Raw genomic sequence first — 15,565 nt, 5'->3', positions numbered from 1 at the left:
GGTTAGTATACACATTGCCGTAGAAGAGTGCGGATCAGTTTGCATACGCTGGTTAATTTCTGTATGATTTCGCGCCTTCGTACGAAATGATCGTATTGAAGCTATACTTTTAACATCGCGTGGTGTCTGGCGTTAGGGCTGGAAGAGCGACGCGGCCTTAAACCGAGGTTTTCCCATGAAAAAAGATATTCACCCGAAATACGAAGAAATTACTGCTAGCTGCTCTTGCGGTAACGTAATGAAAATCCGCTCCACCGTTGGTCATGATCTGAACCTCGACGTGTGCAGCAAGTGCCACCCGTTCTTCACTGGCAAACAGCGTGATGTTGCTACCGGTGGCCGTGTTGACCGCTTCAACAAGCGTTTCAACATCCCGGGCAGCAAATAAGACCGGATTTCCGAAAAAAGCGCCGCACGGCGCTTTTTTTGTGTCTGAATTTTGGTCGTATTACCACGAAAACAGCGGCCATTCTTTGGCGACTGTGGTGAGTTGTGGCGCATCGAAAACGGCTTGTGGCGAGACCACCGTTTCCTCAAGCGGAATATTTTTCCCGTAACGTTCTTTGAGCTTCGCCTGAACCAGCGGGTTGCTGAGATCGAACTCTTTCAGTTTTTGCTGTTCACCCACGCGCATTCCCAGTGCGTTCTGGTAAACCTTCCACACTACTTCCGAACAGTACTGGCGATCATCACTCCACGAGAAGCTGAAATCGTACGGTTTGCCGAGATAACGTTTTGCCGTTTGCGCCAGTTTTTGCTGTTGTTCAACGCTCAGTCCGCCTTCAACGCGGCGAACAACGTATTTGCCCTTTTCACCATGGGCGATCCACTGCTTGAGCGGGGTGTATTTCACCGGGCCGACCGCTTCAAAAACGTAGGGCTTTTTGTTACGCATCACCAGCATACCGGTGTGGCTGTAATCGGAATGGGTCGCCAGTTGGATTGCTTTACTTTGCGATGAGCGAGAGATCTGAAAGATGATGTCGCCAGTTTCCGGCTGCCAGGCAAGGGCAGGCACAGAAACCAGCATGCTGAGGATCAGTAGCCTGTATTTCATAGTTAAACGTCCATGTATGAAAAAAGCGGCTGGTTAACTCCGCGCCGCTCTTTTCCGCTTTAGTATTCCCACGTTTCCGGGTTAATCCCCATTTCACGCATGATCTCTTTTGCCGCTTCCGGGATTTCGTCGCTGCGCTCTTTACGCAGGTCGGCATCATCCGGCAGAGGTTGCCCGGTAAAGGCATGCAGAAACGCTTCGCACAGCAGCTCGCTGTTGGTAGCGTGACGCAGGTTGTTCACCTGACGACGCGTGCGTTCATCGGTGAGGATTTTTAACACCTTAAGAGGAATGGAAACCGTAATCTTTTTGACTTGTTCACTCTTCTTGCCGTGCTCAGCGTATGGGCTGATATATTCGCCGCTCCATTCAGCCATGAGATACTTAATCCTCTTCGTCAATAAATTGAGACCAGACCACACAATTTATGTGGGTACTGACCGTAAACCCGCATAGTTTACCGTACAGGCGTTACCGTGACATCGTGTAATGCACCTGTCGGCGTGATAATGCATATAATTTTAACGGCTATTTGGGATTTGCTCAATCTATACGCAAAGAAGTTTAGATGTCCAGATGTATTGACGTCCATTAACACAATGTTTACTCTGGTGCCTGACATTTCACCGACCAAGCCCAGGGAACTTCATCACATGACGCGTAAACAGGCCACCATTGCAGTGCGTAGCGGGTTAAATGACGACGAACAGTATGGTTGCGTTGTCCCTCCCATCCATCTTTCCAGCACCTATAACTTTACCGGATTTAATGAACCGCGCGCGCATGATTACTCGCGTCGCGGCAACCCAACGCGCGATGTGGTTCAGCGTGCGCTGGCTGAACTGGAAGGCGGTGCTGGTGCAGTGCTGACTAATACCGGCATGTCTGCCATCCACCTGGTAACGACCGTCTTTTTGAAACCTGGCGATTTGCTGGTTGCGCCGCACGACTGCTACGGCGGCAGCTATCGCCTGTTCGACAGCCTGGCGAAACGCGGCTGTTATCGCGTGCTGTTTGTTGATCAAGGCGATGAACAAGCATTACGGGCAGCGCTGGCAGAAAAACCCAAACTGGTACTGGTAGAAAGCCCAAGTAATCCATTGTTACGCGTCGTGGATATTGCGAAAATCTGCCATCTGGCAAGGGAAGTCGGGGCGGTGAGCGTGGTGGATAACACCTTCTTAAGCCCGGCATTACAAAATCCGCTGGCATTAGGTGCCGATCTGGTGTTGCATTCATGCACGAAATATCTGAACGGTCACTCAGATGTAGTGGCTGGCGTGGTGATTGCTAAAGACCCGGACGTTGTCACCGAACTGGCCTGGTGGGCAAACAATATTGGCGTGACGGGCGGCGCGTTTGACAGTTATTTGTTGCTGCGCGGTTTGCGAACGCTGGTGCCGCGTATGGAGCTGGCCCAGCGCAACGCGCAGGCGATTGTGAAATATCTGCAAACCCAGCCGTTGGTGAAAAAACTGTATCACCCGTCGCTGCCGGAAAATCAAGGGCATGAAATTGCTGCGCGCCAGCAAAAAGGCTTTGGCGCAATGTTGAGTTTTGAACTGGATGGCGATGAGCAGACGCTGCGTCGTTTCCTGGGCGGGTTGTCGTTGTTTACGCTGGCGGAATCATTAGGGGGAGTGGAAAGTTTAATCTCTCACGCCGCAACCATGACACATGCAGGCATGGCACCAGAAGCGCGTGCTGCCGCCGGGATCTCCGAGACGCTGCTGCGTATCTCCACCGGTATTGAAGATGGCGAAGATTTAATTGCCGACCTGGAAAATGGCTTCCGGGCTGCAAACAAGGGGTAAAAATGAGTGTGATTGCGCAGGCAGGGGCGAAAGGTCGTCAACTGCATAAATTTGGTGGCAGTAGTCTGGCTGATGTGAAGTGTTATTTGCGTGTCGCGGGCATTATGGCGGAGTACTCTCAGCCTGACGATATGATGGTGGTTTCCGCCGCCGGTAGCACCACTAACCAGTTGATTAACTGGTTGAAACTAAGCCAGACCGATCGTCTCTCTGCGCATCAGGTTCAACAAACGCTGCGTCGCTATCAGTGCGATCTGATTAGCGGCCTGCTACCCGCTGAAGAAGCCGATAGCCTCATTAGCGCTTTTGTCAGCGATCTGGAACGCCTGGCGGCGCTGCTCGACAGCGGTATTAACGATGCGGTGTATGCGGAAGTGGTGGGCCACGGTGAAGTGTGGTCGGCGCGCCTGATGTCTGCGGTACTTAATCAACAAGGGCTGCCAGCGGCCTGGCTTGATGCCCGCGAGTTTTTACGCGCTGAACGCGCCGCGCAGCCGCAGGTTGATGAAGGGCTTTCTTACCCGTTGCTGCAACAGCTACTGGTACAACATCCGGGCAAACGTCTGGTGGTGACCGGGTTTATCAGCCGTAACAACGCCGGTGAAACGGTGCTGCTGGGGCGTAACGGTTCCGACTATTCCGCGACACAAATCGGTGCGCTGGCGGGAGTTTCCCGCGTAACCATCTGGAGCGACGTCGCCGGGGTATATAGCGCCGACCCGCGTAAAGTGAAAGACGCCTGCCTGCTGCCGTTGCTGCGTCTGGATGAAGCCAGCGAACTGGCGCGTCTGGCGGCCCCCGTTCTTCACGCCCGTACTTTACAGCCAGTTTCTGGCAGCGAAATCGACCTGCAGCTGCGCTGTAGCTACACGCCGGATCAAGGTTCCACGCGCATTGAACGCGTGCTGGCCTCAGGTACTGGCGCGCGTATTGTCACCAGCCACGATGATGTCTGTTTGATTGAGTTTCAGGTGCCCGCCAGTCAGGATTTTAAACTGGCGCATAAAGAGATCGACCAAATCCTGAAACGTGCTCAGGTGCGCCCACTGGCAGTTGGCGTGCATAACGATCGCCAGTTGCTGCAATTTTGCTACACCTCGGAAGTGGCCGACAGTGCGCTGAAAATCCTCGACGAAGCGGGATTACCCGGCGAACTGCGCCTGCGTCAGGGGCTGGCGCTGGTGGCGATGGTTGGTGCAGGCGTCACCCGTAACCCGCTGCATTGCCACCGCTTCTGGCAGCAACTGAAAGGCCAGCCGGTCGAGTTTACCTGGCAGTCCGATGACGGCATCAGCCTGGTGGCAGTACTGCGCACCGGGCCGACCGAAAGCCTGATTCAGGGGCTGCATCAGTCCGTCTTCCGCGCAGAAAAACGCATCGGCCTGGTATTGTTCGGTAAGGGCAATATCGGTTCCCGCTGGCTGGAACTGTTCGCCCGTGAGCAGAGCACGCTCTCGGCGCGCACCGGCTTTGAATTTGTGCTGGCAGGCGTGGTGGACAGCCGCCGTAGCCTGTTGAGCTATGACGGGCTGGACGCCAGCCGCGCGCTAGCCTTCTTTAATGATGAAGCCGTCGAGCAGGATGAAGAGTCGCTATTCCTGTGGATGCGTGCCCATCCGTATGATGATTTAGTGGTGCTGGACGTTACCGCCAGTCAGCAACTGGCCGATCAATACCTCGATTTCGCCAGCCACGGTTTCCACGTCATCAGTGCCAACAAACTGGCGGGAGCGAGCGACAGCAATAAATATCGCCAGATCCACGACGCGTTCGAAAAAACCGGGCGTCACTGGCTATACAACGCCACCGTCGGCGCAGGTTTGCCGATCAACCATACCGTGCGCGATCTGATCGACAGCGGCGACACTATTTTGTCGATCAGCGGGATCTTCTCCGGCACACTCTCCTGGCTGTTCCTGCAATTCGACGGTAGCGTGCCGTTTACCGAGCTGGTGGATCAGGCGTGGCAGCAGGGCTTAACTGAACCTGACCCGCGTGATGACCTCTCCGGCAAAGACGTGATGCGCAAGCTGGTGATTCTGGCGCGTGAAGCGGGTTACAACATTGAACCGGACCAGGTGCGTGTTGAATCACTGGTGCCAACCCATTGCGAAGGTGGAAGCATCGACCATTTCTTTGAAAATGGCGATGAACTTAATGAGCAGATGGTACAACGGTTGGAAGCGGCCCGTGAAATGGGGCTGGTGTTGCGCTACGTGGCGCGTTTCGATGCCAACGGCAAAGCGCGAGTAGGCGTGGAAGCGGTGCGAGAAGACCATCCGCTGGCATCACTACTACCGTGCGATAACGTCTTTGCCATCGAAAGCCGCTGGTATCGCGACAACCCGCTGGTGATCCGCGGGCCAGGTGCAGGGCGCGACGTCACCGCCGGGGCGATTCAGTCGGATATTAACCGTCTGGCGCAGTTGTTGTAATCCTGAGCCAGAGAAAGCAGTATTTGCGTAACGCGCCCTGCTGAAAGCGGGGTGCTGTGAGTAAATACGGCTTGTTTATGTAGCCAGTGGATAAAATGTCTGCTGGTTGCTAAAGAGAGCATTTCTGCTTTGCTACTCTTTCCGCCCGTTAATGCACATACCATTTTACGATTTTTTCCCTGTACCCAGAGTTGCCACTGATTTTTCCACCAGCCGTGATAAGTTGTTCCCTGAAAGCACCAGGGCGTATTATCGGTACTGTCAGCGATTTCCTCTTCAATAAACCAGATTTCACCTTGCTGTTGGCGAAACAGATCAGCCCAGGCCGTAATAATCGCACCTCTTAAAAAACACTCGTGTGAAATTACATGCGTTTTTACCGTAGGGAAGAGAATATTCAGTACCCTGAAATGCCCGTGCGCCGAGATAACCGGACGCAGAATAGCGCCTTTAGCATTGCGCTTGAGCGCTGCGCTGCCATACTGAATTTCATCAAACTGACTGCGGCGTAGAAATTGTGCTTCGCGCATATCAACGCGTTGTACAATATTATTGTCGTGTAACTCTGATTCTGCATTTCCTCTGTATCGATAATGCAGACTTTCTCCAGCCTGATGCAGCGTGTAATTAGTAGAAAGATGAAGAATATTACCGCGAAGAGCATCAAAACTCATTAAAACATACAATTTTTGCCCGCCGCTGGCTCCCTGAAATGGCACCAGAAGAGCAACCGTTTCGATTATTTCGGGAGGCGTTATTTCTTTCTGATATTGTTTGGGTGTCCAGACTTTTTTGCAGTTACGACATTGAATGCGTTGCGATCCCTGTGGATTGTGACCATAACAAATCGTCTCTGTGCCATAACATACCGGGCAAAAATGGCCTTTCTCAGTTGCAAAAGTAGATAAGTGAACTGACAGCCAGTCACGAAATTGTTGCTCGTCAAACAACGGCGGGTAACTGCCACATGCCCGACAGTGCAATGCCGGATAACCCAGTCGATAGTCGGGCCAGCTGTAATCTTTAGATGTTGGCTGCCCTAAATTACGGCAACCAAACGACTTGCAGGCATTAATCGTAAACAGAGTCGACATATATCACCAACGATTTCACAAGGTCGTTGATTTTGTCCGGCGACGCTCCCCTGTGGATGTGATTTCTCTCACATAAATAACTCTTTCAGAACGTAATGTAGCAATCCTTTATCTCACTGGAAGGGATTGTTTATGAAAATTAAAATGCTTGCTGCGGGTATCGCATTAACACTGCCGTTTTGGGCCTGCGCCAAAGATGTCACCATTATTTATACCAACGACCTCCATGCACATGTAGAGCCTTATAAAGTGCCGTGGATTGCTGACGGTAAACGGGATATTGGCGGCTGGGCAAATATCACTACGCTTGTTAAACAAGAAAAAGCTAAAAACAAAGCGACCTGGTTTTTTGATGCGGGTGACTATTTTACCGGGCCGTATATCAGCAGCCTGACTAAAGGCAAGGCGATTATCGATATTATGAATACCATGCCATTCGATGCGGTCACTATAGGTAATCATGAATTTGATCACGGCTGGGACAATACGTTATTACAGTTGAGTCAGGCAAAATTCCCGATTGTGCAGGGTAATGTTTTTTATCAGAACAGCAGTAAATCATTCTGGGATAAGCCCTATACCATCATTGAAAAAGACGGCGTGAAAATTGGCGTGATTGGTTTGCACGGTGTATTTGCCTTTAATGATACGGTATCTGCGGCAACGCGAGTGGGTATTGAGGCGCGTGATGAAATTAAATGGCTACAACGTTATATCGATGAACTCAAAGGCAAGGTTGATTTGACCGTTGCGCTGATTCACGAAGGTGTTCCGGCCCGCCAGTCCAGTATGGGGGGCACAGATGTGCGCCGCGCACTGGATAAAGATATTCAGACGGCAAGTCAGGTGAAAGGGCTGGATATTTTGATCACCGGGCATGCACATGTGGGTACGCCGGAACCGATTAAAGTCGGCAATACGTTAATCCTCTCCACTGACAGCGGCGGGATTGATGTGGGTAAACTGGTTCTCGACTACAAAGAGAAGCCGCACACTTTTACGGTGAAAAACTTCGAGCTTAAAACCCTTTACGCCGACGAGTGGAAGCCCGATCCGCAAACAAAACAGGTGATTGATAGTTGGAATAAAAAGCTGGATGAAGTCGTGCAGCAAACGGTGGCGCAATCGCCGGTTGAACTAAAACGTGCCTATGGTGAATCAGCTTCTCTCGGGAACCTGGCGGCAGACGCTTTGCTGGCAGCGGCGGGTAAAAATACCCAGTTGGCGTTAACCAACTCTGGTGGGATTCGCAATGAGATCCCGGCGGGTGCAATTACGATGGGTGGCGTCATCAGTACCTTCCCGTTCCCCAACGAACTGGTGACGATGGAACTCACGGGTAAACAATTACGCAGTTTGATGGAACACGGCGCAAGTTTAAGTAATGGCGTTTTACAGGTATCGAAAGGCCTGGAAATGAAGTACGACAGCAGCAAGCCGGTTGGTCAGCGGGTTATCTCGCTGACGCTGAATGGCAAACCGATTGAAGATGCGACGGTTTACCACATTGCTACTCAGAGTTTCCTTGCTGATGGTGGAGATGGTTTTACCGCGTTTACCGAGGGTAAAGCGCGCAATACGACGGGCGGTTATTACGTTTATCACGCGGTGGTTGATTACTTTAAAGCGGGTAATACCATCACGGATGAACAGATCAACGGTATGCGCGTGAAAGATATTAAATAAAAGTACGCACTGAGTTGACTCTACTGTTTGTTACCAGTTGATTTCGCAGATTCTGTATTCGGCCTACACGAGAGCGCAGGCCGAATCAGATGCTTTAGCATCACCATCCGGTGGCAGGGCGTTGTTTTTCGAATGAGAACAGGTGCCGTTGTGTTGCCTGTATATCAGTCAAAACGAGTGAGGTTGATTGCGCTATAAAGAAATCTCTTTATTACCTCTAATTAAGATGAGTTTTTTTCATCTTCCCTGATTTTTCCTCACCATCATTGGTCATTTTTCGGTTGACGCCCTTCAGCTTTTCCTTCATCTTTACATCTGGACGTCTAAACGGATAGATGTGCACAACACAACATATAACTACAAGCGATTGATGAGGTAAGGTATGAGCTTTTTTCACGCCAGCCAGCGGGATGCCCTGAATCAGAGTCTGGCAGAAGTCCAGGGGCAGATTAACGTTTCGTTCGAGTTTTTCCCGCCGCGTACCAGTGAAATGGAGCAGACCCTGTGGAACTCCATCGATCGCCTTAGCAGTCTGAAACCGAAGTTTGTATCGGTGACCTATGGCGCGAACTCCGGCGAGCGCGACCGTACGCACAGCATTATTAAAGGCATTAAAGATCGCACTGGTCTGGAAGCGGCGCCGCATCTTACTTGCATTGATGCGACGCCCGACGAGCTGCGCACCATTGCACGCGACTACTGGAATAACGGTATTCGTCATATCGTGGCGCTGCGTGGCGACCTGCCGCCGGGAAGCGGTAAGCCGGAAATGTATGCTTCTGACCTGGTGACGCTGTTAAAAGAAGTGGCAGATTTCGATATCTCCGTGGCGGCGTATCCGGAAGTACATCCGGAAGCGAAAAGCGCTCAGGCGGATTTGCTCAACCTGAAACGCAAAGTCGATGCCGGAGCCAACCGCGCGATTACTCAGTTCTTCTTTGATGTCGAAAGCTACCTGCGTTTTCGTGACCGCTGCGTATCGGCGGGTATTGATGTGGAAATTATTCCGGGAATTTTGCCGGTATCTAACTTTAAACAGGCGAAGAAATTCGCTGACATGACCAACGTGCGTATTCCGGCGTGGATGGCGCAAATGTTTGACGGGCTGGACGACGACGCTGAAACCCGCAAGCTGGTGGGCGCGAATATTGCCATGGATATGGTGAAGATTTTAAGCCGTGAAGGAGTGAAAGATTTCCACTTCTATACGCTTAACCGCGCTGAAATGAGTTATGCGATTTGCCATACGCTGGGTGTTCGTCCTGGTTTATAAATAGTGTGCCTTTTGTGAAAATCACACTGTGATCACAAATTTTAAACAGAGCACAAAATGCTGCCTCGAAATGCGAGTGAGAAAATAAGGTAGTCAGCCTTGTTTTCTCCCTCATTTCTTGAAGAATACGAAGCTAAAACCTTTTTTATAAAGCATTTGTCCGAAATCGGACATAATCAAAAAGTCTTAATTACGATCAATTTGATCTACATCTCTTTAACCAACAATATGTAAGATCTCAACTATCGCATCCGTGGATTAATTCAATTATAACTTCTCTCTAACGCTGTGTATCGTAACGGTAACACTGTAGAGGGGAGCACATTGATGAGCACGTCAGACGATATCCATAACACGACAGCCACTGGCAAATGCCCGTTCCATCAGGGCGGTCACGACCAGAGCGCGGGTGGGGGCACAACCACGCGCGACTGGTGGCCAAATCAACTCCGTGTTGACCTGTTAAACCAACATTCTAATCGTTCTAACCCGCTGGGTGAGGACTTTGACTACCGCAAAGAATTCAGCAAATTAGATTACTACGGCCTGAAAAAAGATCTGAAAGCCCTGCTGACAGAATCTCAACCGTGGTGGCCCGCCGACTGGGGCAGCTACGCCGGTCTGTTTATTCGTATGGCCTGGCACGGTGCGGGTACTTACCGTTCCATCGACGGACGCGGCGGCGCGGGTCGTGGTCAGCAACGTTTTGCACCGCTGAATTCATGGCCGGATAACGTCAGCCTCGATAAAGCGCGTCGTCTGTTGTGGCCAATCAAACAGAAATATGGTCAGAAAATCTCCTGGGCAGACCTGTTTATCCTCGCGGGTAACGTGGCGCTGGAAAACTCAGGCTTCCGTACCTTCGGTTTTGGTGCTGGTCGTGAAGACGTCTGGGAACCGGATCTGGACGTTAACTGGGGTGATGAAAAAGCCTGGCTGACTCACCGTCATCCGGAAGCACTGGCGAAAGCACCGCTGGGCGCAACCGAGATGGGCCTGATTTACGTTAACCCGGAAGGCCCGGATCACAGCGGCGAACCGCTTTCTGCGGCAGCAGCTATCCGCGCGACCTTCGGCAACATGGGCATGAACGACGAAGAAACCGTGGCGCTGATTGCGGGTGGTCATACGTTGGGTAAAACCCACGGTGCCGGTCCGACATCAAACGTAGGTCCTGATCCAGAAGCTGCACCGATTGAAGAACAAGGTTTAGGCTGGTCGAGCACTTACGGCAGCGGCGTTGGCGCAGATGCCATCACCTCTGGTCTGGAAGTGGTCTGGACCCAGACACCGACCCAGTGGAGCAACTATTTCTTCGAGAACCTGTTCAAATATGAGTGGGTACAGACTCGCAGCCCGGCTGGCGCAATCCAGTTCGAAGCGGTAGACGCACCGGAAATTATCCCGGATCCGTTTGATCCGTCGAAGAAACGTAAACCGACAATGCTGGTGACTGACCTGACGCTGCGTTTTGATCCGGAGTTCGAGAAGATCTCTCGTCGCTTCCTCAACGATCCGCAGGCGTTCAACGAAGCTTTTGCCCGTGCCTGGTTCAAACTGACGCACAGGGATATGGGGCCGAAATCTCGTTACATCGGACCGGAAGTACCGAAAGAAGATCTGATCTGGCAAGATCCGCTGCCGCAGCCGATCTACAACCCGACCGAGCAGGATATTATCGATCTGAAATTCGCGATTGCGGATTCTGGTCTGTCTGTTAGTGAGCTGGTGTCGGTGGCCTGGGCGTCTGCTTCAACCTTCCGTGGTGGCGACAAACGTGGTGGTGCCAACGGTGCGCGTCTGGCATTAATGCCGCAGCGCGACTGGGATGTGAACGCCGCAGCCGTTCGTGCTCTGCCAGTTCTGGAGAAAATTCAGAAAGAGTCTGGCAAAGCTTCGCTGGCGGATATCATTGTGCTGGCTGGTGTGGTTGGCGTAGAGAAAGCCGCAAGCGCCGCAGGTTTGAGCATTCATGTCCCGTTTGCGCCGGGTCGCGTTGATGCGCGTCAGGATCAAACTGACATTGAAATGTTTGAGCTGTTGGAGCCGATTGCTGACGGTTTCCGTAACTACCGCGCTCGTCTGGATGTTTCCACCACTGAGTCACTGCTGATTGATAAAGCCCAGCAACTGACGCTGACCGCGCCGGAAATGACCGCGCTGGTGGGCGGGATGCGTGTACTGGGTGCCAACTTCGATGGCAGCAAAAATGGCGTCTTCACTGACCGCGTTGGTGTATTGAGCAATGACTTCTTCGTGAACTTGCTGGATATGCGTTACGAGTGGAAAGCGACCGACGAATCGAAAGAGCTGTTCGAAGGTCGTGACCGTGAAACCGGCGAAGTGAAATACACGGCCAGCCGTGCGGATCTGATCTTTGGTTCTAACTCAGTCCTGCGTGCGGTGGCGGAAGTTTATGCCAGCAGTGATGCTCACGAGAAATTTGTTAAAGACTTCGTGGCGGCATGGGTGAAAGTGATGAACCTCGACCGTTTCGACCTGCTGTAATCTGACCTTCTTCAGCGACTGTCTGTCTGGCAGTCGCTGAAGTTTTTTTACCGGCGTATAGTGTCCACAGGAAAACTACACACTGGATCTCTCATGTCTGCCGCAGGAAAGAGCAACCCACTGGCAATCAGTGGCCTGGTTGTGCTCACACTTATCTGGAGTTATAGCTGGATCTTCATGAAGCAAGTCACCAGCTACATCGGTGCCTTCGACTTTACCGCTTTACGCTGCATTTTCGGCGCTCTCGTTTTATTCATCGTCCTTTTATTACGTGGTCGCGGAATGCGCCCGACGCCCTTTAAATACACCTTAGCCATTGCCCTGTTACAAACCTGCGGGATGGTTGGCCTGGCGCAGTGGGCGCTGGTGAGCGGCGGAGCGGGGAAGGTGGCGATCCTGAGCTATACCATGCCATTCTGGGTGGTGATTTTCGCCGCGTTGTTTCTCGGTGAACGCCTGCGACGCGGGCAATATTTGGCGATTCTGATTGCCGCTTTCGGCTTATTTTTGGTGTTGCAGCCGTGGCAACTCAATTTCTCTTCGATGAAAAGCGCCATGCTGGCGATCCTCTCCGGTGTCAGTTGGGGGGCGAGTGCCATTGTCGCTAAACGCCTTTACGCCCGTCATCCGCGCGTAGATTTATTGTCGTTAACATCCTGGCAGATGTTGTATGCGGCGCTGGTGATGAGTGCGGTCGCTTTACTGGTGCCGCAACGTGAAATTGACTGGCAACCCACCGTGTTCTGGGCGCTGGCCTACAGTGCGATTCTGGCGACAGCGCTGGCCTGGAGCTTATGGCTGTTTGTATTGAAAAACTTACCCGCCAGTATCGCCAGCCTAAGCACGTTAGCAGTTCCTGTTTGCGGCGTACTCTTTTCCTGGTGGCTGCTCGGTGAAAATCCGGGGGCCGTTGAAGGTAGCGGCATTGTGCTGATTGTGCTGGCACTGGCGCTGGTGAGCCGTAAGAAAAAAGAAACCGTCAGCGTAAAAAGGATCTGAATTTTTTACAGGTGGGGCGAGCGCTCATTTAGCAAAATACCGATAGTGCCCCACCATCTGCCAACTAAACAGCACGTCTTCTTCCTGCGCGCCTGCGCCAATGTTATGTATCACCAGCGGCGTACCGTCGCGGGCGAAGCCATCTGAAACCACCCCAATATGTGCCAGCCCATTATCTAATCGCCAGGAGACAATATCGCCCGCTTGGTAGTCACTGGCGTTTTTGCTGGTGGGGCGCGTTTTATCGTGGCGGGTAAACCAGGTTTCCAGATTAGGCACCCGACGGTGATCGATGTTGCTGTCCGGGCGCTTTAACTTCCACTTTTGCGGATAATCGGCAAAATTCTTCGCCATATCTTCGTGCACCAGTTTTTGCAAATCGACCTTCTGGCTGCGCAGGGCGCGGATCACCACATCGGAACATACACCGCGTTCTTGTGGGACATCACCGCCAGGATAAGTAAGCTGCACATACGCCGGATCGTAAAATAGCGTGCTGCCAATTTGCTGTCTGGCACCGTCTGCGATGGCAAGATTGGTGTTGGCCTGGATTTGTACCACGGTTGGTGGAACAGCGGGAGATTTTAAGGAGTAACTGGTAAATACCGTCAGAAGACTGAACAACGCCAGTGAAGCTTTCATCTGTTTCGTCCGTGAAAAAATATTCACAGATTCGACCTTCCGGGCTAACGATTGTTCTGTGGAGAAAATGTCCAGAAGCGGATAAAAACTCCCGAACAACGTGGGAGTATCAGATTAATGGCACAGAGTGCCGGATGCGGCGTGAACGCCTTGTCAGACATAAAAAACACGTAAATTCAATGCATTGCATATATTTCGTAGGCCTGATAAGCGTAGCGCATCAGGCAATTTTGCGTTCAAACTCCCGGACAAGCCGGGAGTTTGGCATAGATTATTCCCACTCTTGCAGGAAACGCTGACCGTACTGGTCGGCTACCAGCAGTGCGGCGTAAACCTGATCTGGCGTCGCGCCGCCAGGCATGTTGTGGATGGTTTCACCTTCTGCACATGCCGCTTCTGCCACAATCCGCATTTTCGCCGGGACATCTTCTTTAATATCCAGTTGAGCGAGGGTTATTGGCAAACCTACCGCATGGCTAAGTGCAGCTACGGTTTCGATTTCTTCCACCGGCGCATTTTCCAGAACCAGCTGCGTCAGCGTACCGAATGCCACTTTTTCACCATGATAATAGTGATGGGCATCAGGGATTGCAGTCAGGCCGTTATGCACCGCGTGCGCCGCCGCCAGCCCACCGCTTTCAAAGCCAACGCCGCTCAAATAGGTGTTCGCTTCAATCACGCGTTCCAGTGCTGGAGTTACTACATGCTGTTCGGCGGCAAGCATCGCTTTTTCGCCTTCTTCCAGCAGCGTGTTGTAGCACAGTTCAGCCAGCGCCAGCGCTGCCTGAGTACACTTACCGCCCGCCATTGTGGTCGCACCGCTACGAGAGCAAGCACGCGCTTCAAACCAGGTCGCCAGCGCATCGCCGATACCCGCCGCTAACAGACGTGCAGGTGCGCCCGCGACGATTTTGGTGTCGACAATGACCATATTCGGGTTATTTGGCAACAGCAAATAGCGGTCAAACTCACCATCATCGGTGTAGATAACAGACAGCGCGCTGCACGGTGCGTCGGTAGAGGCAATAGTCGGTGCGATCGCTACCGGAACACCCATGAAATGTGCCAGCGCTTTGGCAGTATCGAGGGTTTTTCCGCCACCGATACCGAGAATTGCGCCACACTGCGCAGTCTCCGCGATGCCACGCAGACGGTCGATCTCATTTTGCGAACATTCACCGCCAAACGGCGCAATTTCTACTACCAGTCCAGCATCTTTAAAGCTTTTCTCGACAGTGGATTGAGCAAAACCTAAAACAAATTTGTCACCCACCACTAACCAGCGTTCTGCCAGCGGCTTCAGGTACTCGCCCAGACGATTAATGACATCTGCGCCCTGGATGTATTTACCCGGTGATTGAATAATGCGGTCCATAATTGCTCCTTTAGAGATGAGTAGTGCCAAATGCGGCATTCCAGTCGTGCTCAAACTTCTCTATAGCCGACTCTACCGCAGGAGTGTTGAGCATTTGTTGCGCTACATCTAAGGGTAGGGTGATGGACTCACATCCTGCCAGCAAACAATCCAGCGCCTGACGCGGTGTTTTAAAGCTGGCAGCCAGCACCATGCTTTCTGGCGCGTGCATTTCCAACAGCGCTTGCAGCTCCTGAACCGTACGAATGCCGTCACCGCCCTGGGCGTCGACGCGGTTAACATACGGAGCAACATATTTTGCCCCTGCCAGCGCGGCTAATAACCCTTGTGCGGCGCTATATACAGCGGTGCCAAGTGTAGTAATACCCTCTTTTTTCAGCATCTTAATGGCAGCCAGACCTTCGGAAGTCACCGGGATTTTCACCACGATGCCCGGAATGGCGTCGCGCAGGCGCTTCGCTTCTTCCACCATCCCCTGCGCGTCACGACTCATGGTCTGAGCAAACAAAATACCCTCATCACCAATCGCTTTTTGCAAACGCGGCAGCACTTCCCAGATGGACTCCTTGCTGGCCGCGATAATGCTCGGGTTAGTTGTTACCCCGGCAATCGGGAATATGCGTGCCAGACGTTCGACTTCTGCGACGTTAGCGGTGTCCAGATACAGTTCCATGATGTTTCC

At 52.2% G+C, this 15,565-nt stretch carries 13 protein-coding genes; 7 read left to right on the top strand and 6 right to left on the bottom strand.

Going from position 1 to position 15,565, the window contains the following annotated elements; all coding sequences use genetic code 11:
• The first annotated feature begins 175 nt into the window (after positions 1-175).
• Positions 176-388 (top strand): 50S ribosomal protein L31, encoded by a 213-nt coding sequence (gene rpmE / locus AABJ99_RS22530; protein ID WP_000710769.1) that lies wholly within the window; start codon positions 176-178, stop codon positions 386-388.
• Positions 389-448: 60 nt separating this feature from the next.
• Here the strand turns inward: rpmE and yiiX are convergent, their stop codons facing one another.
• Entirely contained in the window at positions 449-1,057 is a 609-nt protein-coding gene (gene yiiX / locus AABJ99_RS22525) for a YiiX family permuted papain-like enzyme (protein WP_039021496.1), read from the bottom strand.
• A 59-nt stretch (positions 1,058-1,116) separates the two neighbouring features.
• On the bottom strand, positions 1,117-1,434 hold the full coding sequence (gene metJ, locus AABJ99_RS22520; protein WP_000852812.1) for a met regulon transcriptional regulator MetJ: 318 nt from the start codon (positions 1,432-1,434) through the stop codon (positions 1,117-1,119).
• 276 nt (positions 1,435-1,710) lie between these two features.
• On the opposite strand from metJ, the gene metB reads away from it, so the two are divergent.
• Together metB and metL are read left to right on the top strand one after the other, a co-directional pair.
• Complete coding sequence (metB, locus tag AABJ99_RS22515) at positions 1,711-2,871, top strand: cystathionine gamma-synthase (RefSeq protein WP_001295694.1); 1,161 nt, start codon at positions 1,711-1,713, stop codon at positions 2,869-2,871.
• A 2-nt stretch (positions 2,872-2,873) separates the two neighbouring features.
• A complete protein-coding gene (gene metL / locus AABJ99_RS22510) occupies positions 2,874-5,306 on the top strand; it encodes a bifunctional aspartate kinase/homoserine dehydrogenase II (protein ID WP_000110774.1) in 2,433 nt (810 codons plus the stop codon).
• On the opposite strand, the gene AABJ99_RS22505 is transcribed toward metL, so the two are convergent.
• Positions 5,270-6,400 carry a hypothetical protein gene (locus tag AABJ99_RS22505; protein WP_039021495.1) on the bottom strand — a complete coding sequence of 377 codons (1,131 nt, stop codon included), beginning with the start codon at positions 6,398-6,400 and terminating at the stop codon, positions 5,270-5,272. The two genes, metL and AABJ99_RS22505, sit on opposite strands and share 37 nt — an antisense overlap.
• A 132-nt stretch (positions 6,401-6,532) precedes the next feature.
• On the opposite strand from AABJ99_RS22505, the gene AABJ99_RS22500 reads away from it, so the two are divergent.
• The 4 genes from AABJ99_RS22500 to yijE all read left to right on the top strand — a co-directional run bounded on the left by AABJ99_RS22500 (position 6,533) and on the right by yijE (position 12,866).
• Positions 6,533-8,086 (top strand): bifunctional metallophosphatase/5'-nucleotidase, encoded by a 1,554-nt coding sequence (locus AABJ99_RS22500; RefSeq protein ID WP_160524260.1) that lies wholly within the window; start codon positions 6,533-6,535, stop codon positions 8,084-8,086.
• Between the two features lie 382 nt (positions 8,087-8,468).
• Entirely contained in the window at positions 8,469-9,359 is an 891-nt protein-coding gene (gene metF / locus AABJ99_RS22495; RefSeq protein ID WP_000007523.1) for a methylenetetrahydrofolate reductase, read from the top strand.
• A 327-nt stretch (positions 9,360-9,686) separates the two neighbouring features.
• Entirely contained in the window at positions 9,687-11,867 is a 2,181-nt protein-coding gene (katG, locus tag AABJ99_RS22490) for a catalase/peroxidase HPI (RefSeq protein ID WP_338387457.1), read from the top strand.
• Between the two features lie 93 nt (positions 11,868-11,960).
• Positions 11,961-12,866, top strand: a complete 906-nt coding sequence (yijE, locus tag AABJ99_RS22485; protein ID WP_039021597.1) for a cystine transporter YijE — start codon at positions 11,961-11,963, stop codon at positions 12,864-12,866.
• 24 nt (positions 12,867-12,890) lie between these two features.
• Here yijE and yijF read toward each other — a convergent pair whose 3' ends face one another.
• From yijF to fsa, 3 genes are all read right to left on the bottom strand, one after another.
• Positions 12,891-13,508: a DUF1287 domain-containing protein gene (gene yijF, locus AABJ99_RS22480; protein WP_000647863.1), complete on the bottom strand. Its 618-nt coding sequence runs from the start codon at positions 13,506-13,508 to the stop codon at positions 12,891-12,893.
• 271 nt (positions 13,509-13,779) lie between these two features.
• Entirely contained in the window at positions 13,780-14,883 is a 1,104-nt protein-coding gene (gene gldA, locus AABJ99_RS22475) for a bifunctional L-1,2-propanediol dehydrogenase/glycerol dehydrogenase (protein WP_000373989.1), read from the bottom strand.
• Positions 14,884-14,893: 10 nt separating this feature from the next.
• The gene (fsa, locus tag AABJ99_RS22470; protein WP_000424845.1) at positions 14,894-15,556 is read right to left on the bottom strand and encodes a fructose-6-phosphate aldolase; all 663 of its coding nucleotides are present in this window, start codon (positions 15,554-15,556) and stop codon (positions 14,894-14,896) included.
• Between the last annotated feature and the right edge of the window lie 9 nt (positions 15,557-15,565).

Source organism: Escherichia coli (assembly GCF_036503815.1).
Classification (GTDB): domain Bacteria; phylum Pseudomonadota; class Gammaproteobacteria; order Enterobacterales; family Enterobacteriaceae; genus Escherichia; species Escherichia coli_F.
Note: the sequence above shows the minus strand (reverse complement) of the source record. Positions and strands in the feature narration are given on the sequence as shown.

Excerpts from the sequence above, each read along its gene's own strand:
- rpmE (WP_000710769.1), top strand. The coding sequence starts at position 176 with ATGAAAAAAGATATTCACCCGAAATACGAAGAAATTACTGCTAGCTGC.
- yiiX (WP_039021496.1), bottom strand. The coding sequence starts at position 1,057 with ATGAAATACAGGCTACTGATCCTCAGCATGCTGGTTTCTGTGCCTGCC.
- metJ (WP_000852812.1), bottom strand. The coding sequence starts at position 1,434 with ATGGCTGAATGGAGCGGCGAATATATCAGCCCATACGCTGAGCACGGC.
- metB (WP_001295694.1), top strand. The coding sequence starts at position 1,711 with ATGACGCGTAAACAGGCCACCATTGCAGTGCGTAGCGGGTTAAATGAC.
- metL (WP_000110774.1), top strand. The coding sequence starts at position 2,874 with ATGAGTGTGATTGCGCAGGCAGGGGCGAAAGGTCGTCAACTGCATAAA.
- AABJ99_RS22505 (WP_039021495.1), bottom strand. The coding sequence starts at position 6,400 with ATGTCGACTCTGTTTACGATTAATGCCTGCAAGTCGTTTGGTTGCCGT.
- AABJ99_RS22500 (WP_160524260.1), top strand. The coding sequence starts at position 6,533 with ATGAAAATTAAAATGCTTGCTGCGGGTATCGCATTAACACTGCCGTTT.
- metF (WP_000007523.1), top strand. The coding sequence starts at position 8,469 with ATGAGCTTTTTTCACGCCAGCCAGCGGGATGCCCTGAATCAGAGTCTG.
- katG (WP_338387457.1), top strand. The coding sequence starts at position 9,687 with ATGAGCACGTCAGACGATATCCATAACACGACAGCCACTGGCAAATGC.
- yijE (WP_039021597.1), top strand. The coding sequence starts at position 11,961 with ATGTCTGCCGCAGGAAAGAGCAACCCACTGGCAATCAGTGGCCTGGTT.
- yijF (WP_000647863.1), bottom strand. The coding sequence starts at position 13,508 with ATGAAAGCTTCACTGGCGTTGTTCAGTCTTCTGACGGTATTTACCAGT.
- gldA (WP_000373989.1), bottom strand. The coding sequence starts at position 14,883 with ATGGACCGCATTATTCAATCACCGGGTAAATACATCCAGGGCGCAGAT.
- fsa (WP_000424845.1), bottom strand. The coding sequence starts at position 15,556 with ATGGAACTGTATCTGGACACCGCTAACGTCGCAGAAGTCGAACGTCTG.